Below are 17067 nucleotides of genomic sequence, written 5' to 3' on the forward strand. Positions count from 1 at the left end.
TATTTTTAAAACTGCAGAATTGCTTTGTCCAGATCATGATACAACAAAATCTTCCAATGATTTTCAATTGCTTCTTTTTGCCATTTCAATCTTAGTTCCATCGCTTTTCTTCCATCAAAATCACTTTTATAAGCCAGATGATATTTCAGATAGGACTCTTGCGGAAGGTCATCAGCTCCGTAAAAAACGGTTTCTTCACCATCTTTTATCCAGAAAACCTGCATGAAAGGAGTATGGCCGCCGGCAACCTCAAAATAAATTTCATCCGTAATAGATCCGCCGTCTTCATCCATCCATACAATATTGTCCAGACTGATCAGTTTTTCCAGAGTGTCAAAATCAAAAGAGTGGCTGTCCCTGTTGTTCATAGCATATTCTAGTTCCCGTTTTTGTATGAATATTTCAGCATTGGGAAAGGTTGCTTTAAAATTTTCTCCTGTACGCGTAACAGTAGTCTCAATATGATCTTTATGCAGATGTGAAAGCAATATTTTGGTTACCTTTTCCGGTGCAATATTTTCATTTTCCATAAGCTCGGAGATAACGGTCTTTCCTGATTCGTTTTTCCAACCGATTCCTGCATCCAGCAAAATAACATCTTTTTCTGTAGTAATGAGATAAGGAGTTACAGACATTTTAATTCCTTTTGCCGTATGGATATTTTCTTCTGTTAAGAGGGTGAAATTTTTGTTTTTATTTGTAGAAAAATTTCCTTCTTTCAGCGGTATAATCTTCATGGTGCAAATTTCTTTATAAATTCTGATTCCGGAAACCTTTTCCATCAATTAGAATCATCGCTAAAAGCGATAAAAGTTCAGGTATTGTTTATCATAAAATAAGTATTTTTGTGTCGTTAATTCCGCACATCCTTAAACAATATTATGCAGTTGAATTCTACCGGTGGGATCTCACGTACTGTAATATGGCTCATGACCATCATTTCAGGGCTTGTTGTAGCAAATATCTATTATAACCAACCTTTACTTTCATTGATTTCGGAAGATCTGCAGGTTTCCGAATCTGCAGCAGGAAAAATCTCCGTGCTTACCCAGCTGGGATATGCAGCCGGGCTTTTACTGATTGTTCCGCTAGGAGACAAACTATTCCGTAAAAAGCTTATTCTTATAGATTTGCTGTTAGTATTTTTTTCATTGGTCTGGATGACATTTGCAAAGGAACTGTGGATGCTGTATATTGCCAGCCTGCTCATAGGAGTAACCTCTGTAATTCCTCAGCTGTTTATACCTATCGCAGCGGAACTTTCAACGGATAAACAAAAATCATCAAATATCGGATTGGTTATGTCCGGACTCTTGCTGGGAATACTTTTGTCCCGTTTCATCGGGGGTGTTGTTGGAGAAATCTGGGGCTGGAGAACCATGTTCGGAATAGCATCAGGAATGATGATCTTTGTTTGGATTGCTGTATATACCTTACTTCCTGAACTTCCCCCGAATTTTAAGGGAACCTATGGCGATCTGATGAAATCGGTATTTCACCTGGCTAAAACACAGCCTGTTTTACGGCTCGCCTCATTCCGCGGAGCAATGGCTTTCGGTTCCATGTGCGCGCTGTTTACGACTTTAGTTTTCCACATGGAAAAACCACCGTTTAATGCCGGTTCATCAGTGGTGGGGAGTTTTGGTCTGGCCGGAGCAGCCGGAGCTTTAGCTGCAGCAAGGGTTGGAAAGCTGCAAAAAATATTCGATCTGAACAGAATTATTATTTATGCTTTATCAGTAGTATTGATCAGTTGGGCATTTACTTATTTCGCCGGGGAAACCTATTGGGGACTTATTGTGGGTGTTGTTCTGGTAGATCTTGGCGTTCAATCTGCCCATATTATGAATCAGACAGACTTCTTTTTAATAAAATCCAATGCTGTAAACAGGCTCAATACCGTTTATATGGTGTCTTATTTTATAGGCGGCTCTCTGGGAACATGGCTTGCTTCCGTTGCGTGGCATTATTACCAGTGGGGCGGTGTCTGTTTTGTAGGAACAGCAATGGGCGCTCTGGCTTTAACGGCGCATCTCCTTTTCAGCAGAAAAATAAATAAAATATAAATAATTAAACTAAATAAATACGATGAAAGTAGAAATCTGGTCAGACGTCATGTGTCCGTTTTGCTATATCGGGAAAAATAATTTTGAAAAAGCGCTTGAAAAACTGCCTTTCAAAGATGAAATAGAAGTAGAATGGAAAAGCTTCCAGCTTGATCCAACACTGAATCCTCAGGAAATAAAAACAACCTTTGACTATTTCAGAGAGAAAAAAGGAGTACCTGAAGTTCAGGCAAAACAGATGGTAGAACAGGTTTCACAGATGGGAAATACGGCAGGAATCAGCTTTAATTTTGACAAAGCGATCATTACCAATACCTTTTCTGCACACAAATTATTACATTTAGCAAAGAAGTATAAAAAAGCCAATGAGATGGAAGAAGCCCTCTTTATTGCTCATTTCATCGAAGGAAAAAATGTGGGAGATATCAATACACTTGTTGATATTGCCGGCTCTCTGGGAATAAATACAGATGAAGCCCGAAAGGTTTTAACATCAGAAGAATTTGATAATGAGGTAAAACATGATTTTTCCGAAGCGAAAGATCACGGAATTTCAGGAGTTCCTTTTTTTATTTTGAATGGAAAATATGCCGTTTCCGGAGCACAGCCTGTTGATTTTTTCGCCGGTGCGCTTCAGCAGACCTATGACGAAACCGTAGCTCCGCTGAAAAATCTTTCGGGAGATGATAATTCCTGTGGAACAGACGGATGCAGTATTTAGATAATATTCAAATAAAAATCATTTTATGATTACAGTAAATGAAAATCACAGTTTTCCGTTAGACGAAACTCTTTTCGTATTTGCTTTAGATTCTGAAGCAGGAAAAGTCTTTAATGATAAAAATAAACTCATCACTGGCATTGGAAAAGTAAATGCTGCAATGGAGCTGACGAAAGAAATTCACCGGAGAAGGCCAAAGTTAATTATAAACCTCGGTTCTGCCGGAAGCAAGAGTTTCCACAAAGGAGAAGTCGTTTGCTGTACACAATTTATCCAGCGGGATATGGATGTGAGAGGACTTGGATTTAGCCTGTACGAAACACCATTGTCCGGCATTCCGCCTGTTCTCGAATATGGATTAAAAAGAAATGGCCTTCCTGAAGGAATTTGCGGCAGCGGAGACAGCTTTGAAATGAATCATTCTGAAGCAGATTATAATGTTGTTGATATGGAAGCTTACCCGTTAGCATTGATTGCCATGAAAGAAAACATTCCATTCCTCTGCCTGAAATATATTTCCGATGATGCGGGAAGCGAGGCTGCAGATGACTGGACGGTGCAGGTACATCTTGCTTCAGAAGCATTTAATAAAATTTTATTTTTAAAATAGTATGACATCAATAGTTCTGAAAAAAGCTGTTTCAGCAGATCTTCAAACCCTTCAGCAAATTGGAAAGGAAACTTTTTATGAAACGTTTTCAAAACATAACTCAGAGGCAGAAATGCAGAAATATCTGGCTGAAAGTTTCGCTTCAGAAAAAATATTGAAAGAACTTAATACCCCGGAATCACAATTTTTTATCGCGTGGGAAGATGAAAGTCCGGTAGGATATCTGAAAGTAAATTCAGGAAAGGCTCAGACCGAGCTTCAGGACGGGACGGCTATTGAGATCGAAAGAATTTATGTTAAAAGGTCCCATCAAGGTAAAAAAGTAGGACAGCTTCTGTTTGATAAAGCTCTGGAAATTGCTCGACAGCAGAATAAAAAGTACATCTGGCTGGGTGTTTGGGAAGAAAATAAAAAAGCGGTAAACTTTTATACTAAAAACGGTTTTACAGAATTTGATAAACATATCTTCCGCTTAGGAAATGATGAACAGACCGACCTGATGATGAAAAAAGTGCTGGAATAAGATTAGATCTCATAAATTTCGGCATCAGTAAATACATAAAATCTTCCTTTTTTAGGGAGATTTTTGGTGTCAAGCCCGGTGAATTCACTGAATGCAGGTAACAAAAGCTGGTTCTCTGTCACAACAAAACAGGGAAGCTTTATTTTTTTTACCACGGAATTGATTACAAATCCCGGATGAATGTGTCCGGTAATCTGAAACTTAGAATGCTTTTTTTCAAAATCATGAATCAGCATAAAATCTTCAATTTCCATTAATTCAGATTTAAAATTTAAGCATAATTTGGATTCCAGTTTTTTGGAAATCCTGTCGTGGTTTCCTTCAATAAGATGGAATTCAAGATCGTTGTACTGGTTTCTCCAGCTGCAGAATTCATCTACATCAGAATTATCACCGGCGTGCAGAAGGTCTCCAACGACAATAAATTTTTCTGGCTTAAAATATTCAATAAGGATCGAAAGCCGTTCGAGATCATTTTTCATGATCTGGTTGGCTAATGCGATTCCGTTTTTCCGGAAATGAGCTGTTTTTCCGATGTGCAGATCTGAAAGGATAAGGGCTTTCTGCTCTTCCCAGAATAAAGCCCTTTGATTGGTAAGGGTAAATGTTTCCTGACGGATCTTTATTTTTTTTGTCTGTACATTCATTCTTTTCAGAATACTTGTTGATTATTGTGCTTTCAATTCATTTTTCATATTACTTTTAATTCTTTTCGCAGACAGATTAAGAAACCTTTTTACCAGAAATAAAGCGGAAATTGTAAGTCCGAGACCTAATGCAATCCACATTCCGAAAGCTCCCATTTTTAAGGTTACGCAAAGAAAATATCCTAGCGGAATCGTAATAATCCAGTAGGCAATAAAAGTATAGATGGAGGGAACTTTTACATCCTGCATTCCTCTGAGGGTTCCTAACGCAGTAACCTGAATTCCGTCCGAAAGCTGGAATAGAGCGGCAATGATCATTAATTTTGCAGCCAGTGCAATTACTTCAACTTCTTCTTTTTTGGTGAAAAAAGTAGGCAGGATATTTCTCCCCAGGATAAAAACAATTCCGCAGATGGCCATAAAAATAAAAGCGATCTTCAGGTTGTTAATTCCAACTTTTCTTAATTCCGTAAAGTTTTGTTCGCCCAGTTTTCTGCCGATCATCACTGTAGAAGCAACACTGAACCCGATACATAAATTAAATGTAAATGATGCCATGCTTAAAGCAATCTGGTGGGAAGCGATATCATGTGCTGAAATCAGTCCGCAGATAAAAGCTGCACCGGCAAAAGCCGTTACCTCAAAAAACATCTGGAGGGCAGTCGGCAAACCTAATCTCACCATTTTATCAAACATTTTTTTAGAAAACACTTCAATTTTTAAAGAAAAATCTTTGATATAGCGTCTGGTTTTTTCCTGATTCAAAAGGACGAAATACAGGAACACCACCATAAATATTCTGGCAATAAGACTGGCTAATGCGGAACCTTTTACTCCCATTGGCGGAAGCCCGAACAAACCTTTAATGAAAACATAATTTAAAACAATATTGATAATATTCGCAATAATTGTGGCTTTTGTAACACCAATCGTATACGATAACCCTTCCGAAACTTCCCGAAGAGTCTGAAAAGCCATAAAAGGCACAATACTGATTGCCATAATGGTAAGGAAATCTACCGTATCCGGAATAATTTTTTCCGGCTGCCCCGAATGGTAAAGCAACGGCATTGCTAAAAGCAGAACTCCCATTAAAATAATTCCGACTGTCATATTGATGATAAAGCCATGACTGAAAACCGAGTTGATGGTTTTATGGTCATGCTTCGAATGAGCCTCCGAAACAAGCGGCGGAATAGCGAAGGAAAATCCCAAAGCAAGCACAAACATGGAGAAAAAAACAGCATTTCCCAATGAAACAGAGGCAAGTGCATCAGCTCCCAGCAGTTTTCCCACAATAATATTGTCAAAAAGATTTACCGAAACCTGTCCAACCTGTGTAAGCATTACCGGAAGGGCCAGTGTAAGGCATTCTTTTGTATAGTTTTTATTTAAAAAGTTCATAATAGTTTAAGGTTCATATCGTTTTTAATCAAAAAAAATTGCAGTAACATTTGATACTGCAATTTTCATAATTTATTTGAAGTAATACTTACATTATTTCCTTACAAAACTTGCAACGTCGTCGGCAGAAACAGTGTTTCCTCCTAAAATGATCAGCCTTTCCACAACGTTTCTCAGCTCTCTGATATTTCCTGTCCAGGAAAGTGCTTTTAAAGCTTCGATAGCTTTATCATCAAATTTCTTAGGAGCAGTTCCGTGCTCATCAGAGATTATTCCGGCGAAATGTTCAACCAGAGATTTGATGTCTTCTTTTCTTTCATCCAATGGCGGTACATAGATTTCAATAACAGAAAGTCTGTGATAAAGGTCCTCACGGAATCTTCCGGCTTCAATTTCTTTCTGCATGTTTTTATTGGTAGCGGCAAGAACTCTTACATCAACCTTTATTTCCTTATCACTTCCTACAGGAGATACTTTGCTTTCCTGTAATGCTCTTAAAACTTTTGCCTGGGCAATAAGGCTCATATCACCGATCTCATCCAGGAAAATAGTTCCACCGTTGGCCTGCTCGAATTTTCCCTGTTTATCTTTAATTGCTCCCGTAAAAGATCCTTTCACGTGCCCGAACAACTCAGATTCTATCAACTCGGAGGGAATCGCGGCACAGTTTACTTCTACCATTGGCCCTCTGGCTCTGTCGCTCTGGTTGTGGATAGCGTGAGCTACAAGCTCTTTTCCGGCTCCGTTTGGCCCCGTAATTAAAACCCTTGCATCAGATACGGCTACCTTCTCGATCATATCCTGAATCTTCTTTAAACCTGCAGATTCACCAATCATCTGATATTTTTTGCTTACCTTTCTTTTAAGCGTTTTGTTTTCTGTCTGAAGGTTTTTGTTTTCCTTCTTCAGGCTTTCTTTGGCTAAAGCATTTTTTACACTGGTAATCAGTCTGTTGATATCAATAGGTTTGGAGATGAAATCATATGCGCCGTCTTTAAGGCAGGAAACAGCAGAATCAATGTCTGCGTGTCCTGAAATCATAATGAAAGTGGATTCCGGCTTAAGGGTTAAACTCTGTTTCAAAAGTTCGGTTCCGGAAAGTTTAGGCATTTTAATATCTGAAATCACCAGTGCGAAATCTTCTTTTTCTACCTGTTTATAACCTTCAAGGCCGTCTTCGGCGATTACAAATTCATATTCTGTAAGTTCATCGGAAAGAATACTTTGGAGTACTCCGGAGATTGCTTTTTCGTCTTCTACAATAAGGATTTTTTGCATAGTTGCAAATTTAGATTTTTTTGATTGAATTATTAGCAAAAACTATACCTAATACACTAATTTGAATAATCTCTTCTGCCGAAAATTGCCGATCCCACACGCACCGAATTGGCTCCGCATTCAATGGCAATCGGGAAGTCGTCACTCATTCCCATTGATAATGTTTCTAAAGGCTGTTGTTGATTTAATTCATCAAAAAGCTTTTTAAGGTTTAAAAATTCCTTTTTTATCTGGTTTTCATCTTCAGTAAAAGTAGCCATTCCCATTAAACCGGTGATAAGAATATTTGGAAACTCTCCGCTGAGGTATTTCTGGTACAGAATTTTTGCTTCTTCTGTTTCGAGGCCGAACTTAGTTTCTTCTTCAGCAATTTTTACCTGAAGTAAAACTTTGATGGTACGGTTATGTTTTGCCGCTTCTTTATTGATTTCCCGGATCAGTTTTTCCGAGTCCACACTCTGGATGGTATCAATAAATTCAGCAATAAATTTTACTTTATTGGTTTGGAGATGTCCTATCAGATGCCATTGGATATCTTTTGGAAGAAGAGGATATTTTTCACTCAGCTCCTGTACTTTGTTTTCCCCGAAAATCCGTTGCCCAAGATCATAAACTTCCTGAATCGCAGAAACGGGATGGGTTTTTGAAACTGCCACCAATTCTACATGCTGAGGAAGCCTGCTTTTTACAGTGTTATAATTTTCCTGAATACTCATACCTGCAAATTTCTGAATTTTAAATTAAAATGTAATCAGATTGTCAATTTTAATTTAACCGCAAAAGACACAAAAGATTAGTTTGAAATTATTTAGATAAATAAAGATCACAAAAATAAAAATTAAAGATTTTTAAAAACTTATGAGATCTTATTATATCTTACTAATAAACAACTTTAAATATATTTTTAATCTTTTGGGTCTTTTGTGGTAATTAAAAATCAAATAAAGTTTAAAGAAATATTTCAGTTCAGTATTTCATTAATTCCCGGATATTCCGAGATTTTTCTGAAAACAAAACGGTTACTTTTCTGAAGTTTCTCAATAAAAAGATCAAGCTCGTTAATAGAATCTGCATCTGTTAAATACTGATCATGGGTAAGAAAAACCAGGTGCCTGGAAGTTTTTTCAAGATCGTTAAAAAAGATACTGTCTACTTTTTTCATCATGGCTTCATGATTTCCTTTTAAAGCCATTTTATTGGTTGGTTTCCATTCAAGGTCCCATCCGATGACTTTATAACCCGCTTTTTTCAGACTGTTTGCGGCTTCTGCGGAGCTTTTCAGGTCGGTAACGGTAATATTGTTCAGTCTCCAGATGTTTCTTCCGGGTGTTCTTGCAATTTTATCGTAGAGTTTCAGGCTGTCTTTAGCCGTATCAAAATCATGAACAACCGCTACCGGATTTTTATAAAAATCAGTGTATTTGTTATGAGCATGCGTAAAACTGTGATTGGCAAGTTCTATTAGCTTATCTTTTCTAAGAAGCTGAAGGTCCTGCTCTTGTTTTTTGCTGCCGTAAACATGTTTTCCTACGAGAAAAGCAGTGGCGCAGACATTTCTTTTGTGTAGAATTCTAAGAAGGTTTTCCGTTCCACGGTTGGGCCCGTCATCGAATGTGAGGTAGATTACTCTTTTGTCGGGCGGAACAATTTCATCAATTTTGGGGACAGCTTTTGCGACGGGATGGTCTTTCTGAATCATTTTTTCTGATTCTTTCTTGTCTTTTTTCTGATTACAGCTGTTACACAGAACTGAAGTTGCACTCATCAATGCAAACATCCCAAGAAAAGTCTTTTTTAGAGACTTTTCCGCAAAAGTTTTTGTCATAAAATTAAATGGAATTGAGTTGTTAAAATTTGTTAAAAATCCAAATAATTATTAACAAAAATTATACCTTTTTATAGGCTTATTTTGCTTTTTAATTTTATTTTAATAAATTATTTATGAAGTGTTTTTTTATTCCAGAATACTTTTTAAATATAGTCCGTTTTTGACAGCTGAAGTTCCCCAGGTATTATTGAAAAATATAAAGGTCTGATGTTGAGCTGTGTTAATTTTTTTCGCTAAATCTTCAAGGAATTCTTCACTGTACCCGGACTTGTAGAGCACAGGTTTACCATGAAGCCTGTAATAAAGAATAGCAGGATGATTAATGATGACATCTTCCGGCAGATTTCCGGGAAAACTTACACCTGACACGACAATATTATTTTCTTTAAGTATGTTAAAAACCTCTTCATTCCACCATGAATCATGGCGGAATTCAATAACATTTAAATAATTGAAATCAACATTTTGAAGAATTGTATCTAAATTTTCCGGAGTGTTTTTGAAAGATGGCGGAAACTGATACAGGAAACCGGACAATTTTTCTTTCAGATGAGATTCAATATGTTCACAAAAAGCAATGATTTCCTCTTTGCACTCTTTCATCCTTTTTTCATGAGAAATGGTTTTCGGAATTTTAATGAAAAATCTGAAATCATCAGGAGTTTCGTCCGTCCATTTGATCAATGTTTTTGCAGTCGGCTTTCTGTAAAAAGTGGAATTGATTTCAACACAGTTGAATTTCTGAGAATATAAGGTAAGAAAGTCTTTACTTCTGGCATCTTCCGGATACAGCGATCCCTTCCAGTCATTATTGTAAAAACCCGAACAGCCGATGTATAGATTTTCTTTTTTCATATTTTCCATAGGTGATTTTTAATTAAGATTTTCCCAAGTATCTGGCAAATCCGTGAAATCTCCGGAAGATTAAATTATTTATTCAGATCGACCGAATTTAATCGCAACGAATTTAAAATGACAGAAAGTGAACTTACACTCATAGCTGCCGCTGCGATCATTGGTGACAATAATATTCCGAAAAACGGATACAATAATCCTGCCGCAACCGGAACTCCCAAGACATTATAGATAAAGGCAAAAAACAGATTTTCTTTAATATTTTTCAGAAGTTTTTCACTGAGAATCCTTGATTTTGCCACTCCCGAGATATCACCCTTCAATAAAGTGATTTCGGCGCTTTCCATGGCAATGTCGGTTCCTGTTCCCATTGCAATCCCGATATTGGCCTGGGCAAGGGCAGGAGAGTCGTTGATCCCATCGCCGGTCATGGCAACAATTTTTCCCTGCTGTTGTAGTTTTTTTACTTCATTGAGTTTATCTTCAGGATGGCAATTGGCTTTAAAATGTTTGATTCCGAGTTCATCAGCAACGGCTTTTGCTGTGTGTTCATTATCTCCGGTCAGCATAATCACTTCAATTCCTTCATTTACCAGTTGCTGGATTGATCTTTTAGCATTTTCCTTTATTTTATCGGTAAAACTTATGAATCCCAATACGCTTTCGTTTTCTGCAACATAAGAAACGGTATGGGCCTTCGATTGCACTTCTGCCGCTTTTTGTTTCAGCTTTTCAGGAATGGAAATACGATGAGCCGAAAGAAGACTCTCATTTCCTACATACACTGTTTTTCCGTCAATTATTCCTTTCACTCCTTTACCGGAGATATTTTCAAATTTTTCAACCTTTTCTGCTTTGATATTTTCTTCTTTTGCCTTTTTTATAACGGCACTGGACAAAGGATGTTCCGAATTTTGATTTAAAGAATAAGCTAATTTCAGGATTAAATTTCTATCGGCGTTCATCGTCTCGATATGTTCTGCAGAAGGCTTTCCTTCGGTTAAGGTTCCTGTTTTGTCGGTAATTAAAACATTTACTTTATTCATTTGTTCAAGCGCTTCGGCATTTTTTATTAAAATTCCGTTTCTGGCACCTTTACCAATTCCTACCATCAGAGACATCGGTGTGGCAAGGCCCAAAGCACAGGGACAGGCAACAATTAAAACGGCGACAGCATTCACAAACGCAAAAAGACTTCTCTTTTCTTCAGGGCCGAAAAGCTGCCAAAGGATAAATGTGAGAACAGCTGCCAAAATAACTGCCGGAACAAATATTTTTGAAACCTTATCGGTAAGCTTCTGGATAGGAGCTTTGCTTCTGCTGGCTTCGTTAACCATCTTTATGATATGTGACAGCAATGTATCTTCGCCTACTTTTTCAGCTTTCATAATGAAAACCTGATTTCCGTTAATGGTTCCTGATGAAACTTTATCATTAATTTTTTTCTCCACAGGAAGCGGCTCGCCGGTGATCATGCTTTCATCAACATTGGAACTTCCTTCCGTAATTTTTCCGTCAACAGGTATTTTCTCGCCTGGTTTCACTTTGAGAAAGTCACCGATTTTAACCTGTGAAAGCAGTATTTTTTTTTCTTCCCCGTTGATGATAACATTGGCTTCGTCGGGAGAAAGGTTCATTAATTCCCGGATGGCATTTCCTGTTTTCCTGTGAGCTGCCGCTTCCATTAACTGACCTAAAATGACCAGCGTTAAAATTACACATACCGCTTCAAAATATAAAGGCGTTTCATGATGCTCTCCGCGGATTTGGTGAGGAATAATATCAGGGAAGAGCAATGCTATAATACTGAAAATAAAAGCTGCCGCAACACCAAGAGCGATCAGACTGAACATATTTAGGTTCCATGTTTTAAATGAAACCCAGCCTCTTTTTATTAAGAACCACCCCGAATAAAAGAGCACGGGAAGCGTTAGAATCAATTCAATGATTCCCTGAACCTCATGAGAAAACGGAAAGTTAATAAACATTCCTCCCATAGAGAGAATGAAAGCAGGAAGTGTAAACACCAGTGAAATAATAAATTTTTTCTTTAAAATTTTGTAGGTTTCATCTTCACTATCGTCTTCTTTTTCCGGCATCCTCACCAGGTCCATTCCGCAAATCGGGCAGTCTCCGGGTTCATCACGGATAATTTCCGGGTGCATGGGACAAGTGTATTTTGCCATCTTTTTTTCAGGATATTTTACGAGATCCATTCCGCAGACAGGGCAGCCAACATTTGAGTCGTAGACTTCATCGCCTTCACAAAACATGGGACAGTAATACTTTCCCGCCATAGCATCGGTTACTTTTGGCGGCTCGTGATGATGATCATGTTGGTGTGAATGATGATGATTTTGTGTTCCTGAATTTTTAACCAGCCCTTCAGTAATTTCTTCCAGATGCATATTGCAGACAGGGCAGTCTCCTTGTTCAGGATAAATTTTATCGCCTTCGCAAAACATGGGACAATAATATTCACCAATATGATCTTTGAAATTTTCCGGAAGATTTGAAGAAGAATATGCTGGTTTGTAATTGGGATCTTTTGCTAATTTATCTTCAACAGGAACGAGGTACATATTGCAGACAGGACATCTTTTTCCCTGCTGGAAGTACACTTTTTCGCCTTCACATTCCATTGGGCAATAATATACGGATGAAGGGGAAACACGATCCTGAGGATTTACAAAAACATTATTTTGTTTAGAGGGGATTTCCAAACGGTAATTTCCGGCTTCTTTAAGGGCGTCATTTAAAAAATTCAGATCTGCTTTCTTATCTGAAATAATGGTTACCGTGCTGTTTTCAAGATTAACATCGGCTTTTATATCTTCCAGACTATTGAGTTTTTCAGAAATCTTTTTCTGACACCCGGAGCAGGTCATTCCTAAAACTGTATATTGATATTGCATGATTCTTTATTTATCATACAAATTTCCAAAATTGTACCGGAAGGCTGTTATAGATTTAAGGATAATGTTTACAGAATTTTGTCTGACTTTGAGTGTAGGGTTGGAGAATTATAGAGTAGGAGTTGTAATATTGTAATGTTATATAAGTTTTGATTAAATATTTCACTGTCAGCAAAAGTAAATACTATAAAACTAAAACTCTAAAACTCTAAAACTTGTTTAAATCTGATCCAGCGGTTTCCGGTTGTGGACTTTCAGTTTTTTAAATTCTGTGGGTGTAAAACCGGTGCTGTTCCGGAACTGAGACGATAGATGCTGAACGCTTTTATAGCCAAGTTTTCCTGCAATTTCTGTTAAGGTAAACTCATTGTAAAGAAGGAGTTCTTTTACTTTTTCAATTTTTTGAAGGATAAAAAACTGCTCCAGGGTAATATTTTCGTTTTGAGAAAAAGTCTTGGAGAGTGTGCTGTACTCTTTATTAAATGTATTGCTCAGAAAATCAGAGAGGAGAAAATCCTCATCAATATCCAGTTCGCTGATTTTTATAATGATGAGGTTTTTAATTTTTTCAATAATCTGGCGGGAAGAATCTTTAATCCTTTCAAAACCTGTTTTTTCCAGTAATTTTTCCAACTGCAAAAGTTTTTCTTCAGGAACATCAGGTGAAGTCTCCACTTCACCGAGACTTATACTTTTAACGTCGATATTTATTTCGTTAAAAATACCCGAAACCGCAGTGATGCATCTTTCACACACCATATTTTTTATATAGATCTTCATTCCGGGATCTGCTTGCTCAGCCTGTCTTTTACAAATTCTACTTTAGTTTTGCCGTGTGGCGCAGGATTTCCGTTTTCATCAAGATTTACCATAACAATTTTATCCACGGTAATAATGGTCTGATGGGTCATTTTATTCCTTACATCACACTTCAGGGTAAGAGAAGTTGATCCGAATCCAGAAACTTCAATTCCGATTTCAATAATGTCTCCCTGTTTGGCAGAACTTACAAAATTAATTTCTGAGATAAATTTGGTAACTACTTTTTTATTTTCAAGCTGAATTACTGCGTACAATGCTGCTTCTTCATCAATCCACTGCAATAATCTTCCACCGAATAAAGACTGGTTAGGATTGAGATCTTCGGGTTTTACCCATTTTCTGGTATGATAATTCATAATTGTTGATTTTTCCCTGTGCAAATTTAGTGTTTAAAACAGGCAAAGTCCAACTGATTTACATTTAACATCTGAAAGAAAATTATTTATTTTCTCAATGAACTTCAGTTATGAAGAAAAATTTTATTATAAATTTAGCTTAGAGTTTATCAAAAATTAATGTTTTAATAAATATTCATAAATATTTGATGATGAATTAATACTTTTTAACAAAGGTATATTTTGATTGAAAATTTTATTAATTTTTTTTAAAAAAAGCTTTTGATATGAAATTATAAGTTGTATATTGCACCTGTCTTATATCTGGAATCAATATTTGTTCATTCTTTATGTTGTTTTTCTTTTATAAACCAAATCATTTTTAACATTTTTAATTTTTTAACTCAGATGAACATTTTTGTTTCAAACATCAACTACGCAACGAAAGACTACGAGTTGCAAGATCTATTCTCAGAATTTGGAGAAGTTTCTTCAGTAAAAATCATTACAGACAAAGAAACTGGCCGTTCAAGAGGTTTCGGTTTCATCGAAATGGAAGACGCTGAAGGTCAGCAGGCTGTTGAGGCTCTTAATCAGAAAGAATTCAACGGAAAAACACTTAATGTTTCAGAGGCAAAACCAAGAGAGGAAAAGCCAAGAAGAACTTTCAGTAACAACGCAGGCGGAGGTAACAGAGGCGGCGGAAGTTACGGAGGTGGTAACAGAAGTGGAGGTTACGGAGGTAACAACAGAAGCGGTGGCGGTTACGGCGGTGGAGACCGTGGCGGTAACGGCGGTGGAAAACGTTGGTAAAAAATATAAGCGGCTCTGAAAAGAGCCGCTTTTTTTATGTCGTTATGATATTGTAATTATATTATCAAAAATGTAAGGATATTGTCTTTCTCATATTTTTTCATGATTTTATTTGGTTAACTCACAGAATATTTGTAAGTTAACATAATTAAATTAATGATTATGAGAAGAAAATTACTTTTGGCATTATTCGCAATGCCATTTATTGCCAATGCGCAATTCACCCAGAATTTTGATGCTGGAACAACAATTCCGGCAGGTTGGACAGTCCTAAACGGCGGAGATACCAATACATGGTCTATTGTAGACTATACTGGAGGAAATATTACCGCTTACAGTGGTACAAATACAGCCTCGATAGGTTATGGTTCTTCAGCCCATGATGATTATTTGGTTACTCCTGCTATTACGGTAACTGCCGGTGTGAGTGACTTCCTTTCTTTTTATGCCAGAAGCCGTGATCCTCAGTATCCTGAAACAATCAGTGTAAGAATTTCAACCACAACGCCTACAGCGGCCGCTTTTACAAATACGTTAGCTGCTTCTGTAGCACCTGCAAGCGGGGCTAATTTTTACAGGTATACCTATAATCTTTCCGCATATGTAGGACAGACTATTTATATAGGTTTTCACTCTGCTACAACCGATATGTTCTTTTTTGATCTGGACGACATTTCCGTGGGAGCTATTCCGGCATGTGATTCTCCTTCAGGTGTTACGGTAAACTCAGTATTATCAAATTCAGCAAATGTAAGCTGGGCTGCATCTCCTACCTCAGGTGCCACGTATCAGATTGAATATGGTCCTACAGGATTTACTCAGGGCACAGGTACGGTCATTACTTCGTCAACTACTTCTGCTACTATTCCTAGTCTTACACCTTCAACAGGATATCAGTTTTATGTACGATCCAACTGCGGAGCAAACGGTTTCAGTGCGTGGACTGCTGTAAAATCTTTTACAACAACCTGTACTCCGGTTTCATCATTCCCTTATACGCAAAACTTTGATACAGCAACGATCCCTTCATGTTGGGCGAATGAAGCCGTTTCAGGAGGGGGAACTGCGACATGGAGTTACGTAACAGCAAACGGAAACAGTTCAATAACGCCTAAATCTGCTCCGAGAATGGCAGAATTCAGAACGACAACCGCGGGAAATAAAGCGAAGTTATTAATGCCTGTTTTAAATATTTCCGCACTTACCACGCCTCAGTTAAGATTCAGTCTTGCGAATGTAAACTGGTTTGGCGATGTGGATGAACTGAGAATTTACTATAAAGCAAATCCTTCCGATGCCTGGACACAGATAGGAAGCTCATATACAACGGAAAATGCAGCATGGCTTGATGTAACGATACCGCTTCCGAATAAGTCTGCAAATTATACTATTGCGTTTGAGGGAACTTCAAACTGGGCAAGAGGTATAGATGTAGATAATGTTTCTGTTGTAGATGGATCTTCACTGGCTGTAAATGATGTAACAAGAAATACGGAGGATGTTAAAATCTATCCTAATCCTGTAAAAGATGTGTTGAACATCAATTCTGATAAAAAGCTTAACAGTATTGAAATATTCTCACTTACAGGACAGCTTATCAGAACCATTGACAAAGATGCCAGACAGGTAAATGTTTCAGACCTGAAAAAAGGTGTTTATCTATTAAGGGTGAAATCCGAAGGAAAAGATCAGTCTTTCAAAATAGTTAAAGACTAGAAGATATATATTGAATTAATAAGGCTGTCTCAGGGTTGAGGCAGCCTTTTTTTATTTTGAAAGTTTTATTCCTTTTCTTTCTTTTTTTTCTTCTTTTTATCCTTGCTTTTCTTTTTATCTTTTTTAGGATTGAGAATTTCATTGGCATATTCAAACGCAGGTTCTTTTTTCAATACGGGATCAATATCAATATTAAAATCTTTCAGATCATCTGCTGAAATCAACTGCTCTTGAATCATAAAGCTTACTATTTCTTTTCCGGAACTGCTGAAAAAATTATCGGAAAGCTGGATAAGTAAGAATTTTCTGTATTCTTCAGCCGGTACAATTGTTTGATACCTGAATATTCTTCCTTCTTTTTCTGTTGAAAGATATCCTTTTTCCGTCAGTATTTTTAGATAAGTTGAAACTGTATTCTGATGTGGTTTCGGTTCCGGATGCTGTTCCATAATATCTTTCAGATAAAAAGACCCGAGCTTCCACAAAAGTCTCATTAAGTTTTCCTCAGCAGATGTAAGATGATTTATTTTCATA

At 37.2% G+C, this 17067-nt stretch carries 17 protein-coding genes; 6 read left to right on the forward strand and 11 right to left on the reverse strand.

The window, feature by feature from the left end; genetic code table 11:
• Positions 1 to 5: 5 nt before the first annotated feature.
• Positions 6 to 737 (reverse strand): MBL fold metallo-hydrolase, encoded by a 732-nt coding sequence (locus ODE14_RS03740; protein ID WP_263603018.1) that lies wholly within the window; start codon positions 735 to 737, stop codon positions 6 to 8.
• A gap of 144 nt (positions 738 to 881) precedes the next feature.
• On the opposite strand from ODE14_RS03740, the gene ODE14_RS03745 reads away from it, so the two are divergent.
• From ODE14_RS03745 to ODE14_RS03760, 4 genes are read left to right on the forward strand one after another with little or no spacing between them, the layout of a single operon-like run.
• Positions 882 to 2066, forward strand: coding sequence for an MFS transporter (locus ODE14_RS03745; RefSeq protein ID WP_248393571.1), 1185 nt, complete (start codon positions 882 to 884; stop codon positions 2064 to 2066).
• A 22-nt stretch (positions 2067 to 2088) separates the two neighbouring features.
• Complete coding sequence (locus ODE14_RS03750; protein ID WP_263603019.1) at positions 2089 to 2787, forward strand: DsbA family oxidoreductase; 699 nt, start codon at positions 2089 to 2091, stop codon at positions 2785 to 2787.
• Between the two features lie 25 nt (positions 2788 to 2812).
• On the forward strand, positions 2813 to 3397 hold the full coding sequence (locus ODE14_RS03755) for a nucleosidase (protein ID WP_248393569.1): 585 nt from the start codon (positions 2813 to 2815) through the stop codon (positions 3395 to 3397).
• A gap of 1 nt (position 3398) precedes the next feature.
• Positions 3399 to 3920, forward strand: a complete 522-nt coding sequence (locus tag ODE14_RS03760) for a GNAT family N-acetyltransferase (RefSeq protein WP_263603020.1) — start codon at positions 3399 to 3401, stop codon at positions 3918 to 3920.
• Positions 3921 to 3922: 2 nt separating this feature from the next.
• Here ODE14_RS03760 and pdeM read toward each other — a convergent pair whose 3' ends face one another.
• The 9 genes from pdeM to ODE14_RS03805 all read right to left on the reverse strand — a co-directional run bounded on the left by pdeM (position 3923) and on the right by ODE14_RS03805 (position 14025).
• Entirely contained in the window at positions 3923 to 4567 is a 645-nt protein-coding gene (gene pdeM / locus ODE14_RS03765; RefSeq protein ID WP_263603021.1) for a ligase-associated DNA damage response endonuclease PdeM, read from the reverse strand.
• 21 nt (positions 4568 to 4588) lie between these two features.
• Entirely contained in the window at positions 4589 to 5971 is a 1383-nt protein-coding gene (locus ODE14_RS03770; protein WP_263603022.1) for an MATE family efflux transporter, read from the reverse strand.
• Positions 5972 to 6064: 93 nt separating this feature from the next.
• Entirely contained in the window at positions 6065 to 7249 is a 1185-nt protein-coding gene (locus ODE14_RS03775; RefSeq protein WP_248393565.1) for a sigma-54-dependent transcriptional regulator, read from the reverse strand.
• 56 nt (positions 7250 to 7305) lie between these two features.
• The gene (locus ODE14_RS03780; protein WP_263603023.1) at positions 7306 to 7965 is read right to left on the reverse strand and encodes a YggS family pyridoxal phosphate-dependent enzyme; all 660 of its coding nucleotides are present in this window, start codon (positions 7963 to 7965) and stop codon (positions 7306 to 7308) included.
• 245 nt (positions 7966 to 8210) lie between these two features.
• Positions 8211 to 9074, reverse strand: a complete 864-nt coding sequence (locus tag ODE14_RS03785; RefSeq protein WP_248393563.1) for a polysaccharide deacetylase family protein — start codon at positions 9072 to 9074, stop codon at positions 8211 to 8213.
• 129 nt (positions 9075 to 9203) lie between these two features.
• Positions 9204 to 9941 carry a DUF72 domain-containing protein gene (locus tag ODE14_RS03790; RefSeq protein ID WP_263603024.1) on the reverse strand — a complete coding sequence of 246 codons (738 nt, stop codon included), beginning with the start codon at positions 9939 to 9941 and terminating at the stop codon, positions 9204 to 9206.
• A gap of 65 nt (positions 9942 to 10006) precedes the next feature.
• Entirely contained in the window at positions 10007 to 12847 is a 2841-nt protein-coding gene (locus ODE14_RS03795) for a heavy metal translocating P-type ATPase (RefSeq protein ID WP_263603025.1), read from the reverse strand.
• 219 nt (positions 12848 to 13066) lie between these two features.
• Positions 13067 to 13627, reverse strand: a complete 561-nt coding sequence (locus ODE14_RS03800) for a helix-turn-helix domain-containing protein (protein WP_263603026.1) — start codon at positions 13625 to 13627, stop codon at positions 13067 to 13069.
• Complete coding sequence (locus ODE14_RS03805) at positions 13624 to 14025, reverse strand: acyl-CoA thioesterase (RefSeq protein ID WP_248393559.1); 402 nt, start codon at positions 14023 to 14025, stop codon at positions 13624 to 13626. The genes ODE14_RS03800 and ODE14_RS03805 overlap by 4 nt, the downstream gene beginning before the upstream one ends.
• 387 nt (positions 14026 to 14412) lie before the next feature.
• Here ODE14_RS03805 and ODE14_RS03810 point away from each other — a divergent pair, with 387 nt between their 5' ends.
• Positions 14413 to 14817, forward strand: coding sequence for an RNA recognition motif domain-containing protein (locus tag ODE14_RS03810; protein ID WP_072882544.1), 405 nt, complete (start codon positions 14413 to 14415; stop codon positions 14815 to 14817).
• A 162-nt stretch (positions 14818 to 14979) separates the two neighbouring features.
• A complete protein-coding gene (locus ODE14_RS03815) occupies positions 14980 to 16533 on the forward strand; it encodes a T9SS-dependent choice-of-anchor J family protein (protein WP_263603027.1) in 1554 nt (517 codons plus the stop codon).
• 65 nt (positions 16534 to 16598) lie between these two features.
• On the opposite strand, the gene ODE14_RS03820 is transcribed toward ODE14_RS03815, so the two are convergent.
• A complete protein-coding gene (locus ODE14_RS03820; protein ID WP_263603028.1) occupies positions 16599 to 17066 on the reverse strand; it encodes a BlaI/MecI/CopY family transcriptional regulator in 468 nt (155 codons plus the stop codon).
• Position 17067 lies beyond the last annotated feature (1 nt).

The sequence above is a fragment of the Chryseobacterium sp. PET-29 genome, from assembly GCF_025736815.1.
In the GTDB taxonomy this organism is placed as follows: Bacteria; Bacteroidota; Bacteroidia; order Flavobacteriales; family Weeksellaceae; genus Chryseobacterium; species Chryseobacterium nepalense.

What these genes read in the sequence shown, in the direction of transcription:
- ODE14_RS03790 (WP_263603024.1), bottom strand. Translation starts at nt 9,941, where the DNA reads ATGGAAAATATGAAAAAAGAAAATCTATACATCGGCTGTTCGGGTTTT.
- ODE14_RS03805 (WP_248393559.1), bottom strand. Translation starts at nt 14,025, where the DNA reads ATGAATTATCATACCAGAAAATGGGTAAAACCCGAAGATCTCAATCCT.
- ODE14_RS03775 (WP_248393565.1), bottom strand. Translation starts at nt 7,249, where the DNA reads ATGCAAAAAATCCTTATTGTAGAAGACGAAAAAGCAATCTCCGGAGTA.
- ODE14_RS03820 (WP_263603028.1), bottom strand. Translation starts at nt 17,066, where the DNA reads ATGAAAATAAATCATCTTACATCTGCTGAGGAAAACTTAATGAGACTT.
- ODE14_RS03770 (WP_263603022.1), bottom strand. Translation starts at nt 5,971, where the DNA reads ATGAACTTTTTAAATAAAAACTATACAAAAGAATGCCTTACACTGGCC.
- ODE14_RS03815 (WP_263603027.1), top strand. Translation starts at nt 14,980, where the DNA reads ATGAGAAGAAAATTACTTTTGGCATTATTCGCAATGCCATTTATTGCC.
- ODE14_RS03760 (WP_263603020.1), top strand. Translation starts at nt 3,399, where the DNA reads ATGACATCAATAGTTCTGAAAAAAGCTGTTTCAGCAGATCTTCAAACC.
- ODE14_RS03785 (WP_248393563.1), bottom strand. Translation starts at nt 9,074, where the DNA reads ATGACAAAAACTTTTGCGGAAAAGTCTCTAAAAAAGACTTTTCTTGGG.
- ODE14_RS03755 (WP_248393569.1), top strand. Translation starts at nt 2,813, where the DNA reads ATGATTACAGTAAATGAAAATCACAGTTTTCCGTTAGACGAAACTCTT.
- ODE14_RS03800 (WP_263603026.1), bottom strand. Translation starts at nt 13,627, where the DNA reads ATGAAGATCTATATAAAAAATATGGTGTGTGAAAGATGCATCACTGCG.
- ODE14_RS03780 (WP_263603023.1), bottom strand. Translation starts at nt 7,965, where the DNA reads ATGAGTATTCAGGAAAATTATAACACTGTAAAAAGCAGGCTTCCTCAG.
- pdeM (WP_263603021.1), bottom strand. Translation starts at nt 4,567, where the DNA reads ATGAATGTACAGACAAAAAAAATAAAGATCCGTCAGGAAACATTTACC.
- ODE14_RS03740 (WP_263603018.1), bottom strand. Translation starts at nt 737, where the DNA reads ATGAAGATTATACCGCTGAAAGAAGGAAATTTTTCTACAAATAAAAAC.
- ODE14_RS03750 (WP_263603019.1), top strand. Translation starts at nt 2,089, where the DNA reads ATGAAAGTAGAAATCTGGTCAGACGTCATGTGTCCGTTTTGCTATATC.
- ODE14_RS03810 (WP_072882544.1), top strand. Translation starts at nt 14,413, where the DNA reads ATGAACATTTTTGTTTCAAACATCAACTACGCAACGAAAGACTACGAG.
- ODE14_RS03795 (WP_263603025.1), bottom strand. Translation starts at nt 12,847, where the DNA reads ATGCAATATCAATATACAGTTTTAGGAATGACCTGCTCCGGGTGTCAG.
- ODE14_RS03745 (WP_248393571.1), top strand. Translation starts at nt 882, where the DNA reads ATGCAGTTGAATTCTACCGGTGGGATCTCACGTACTGTAATATGGCTC.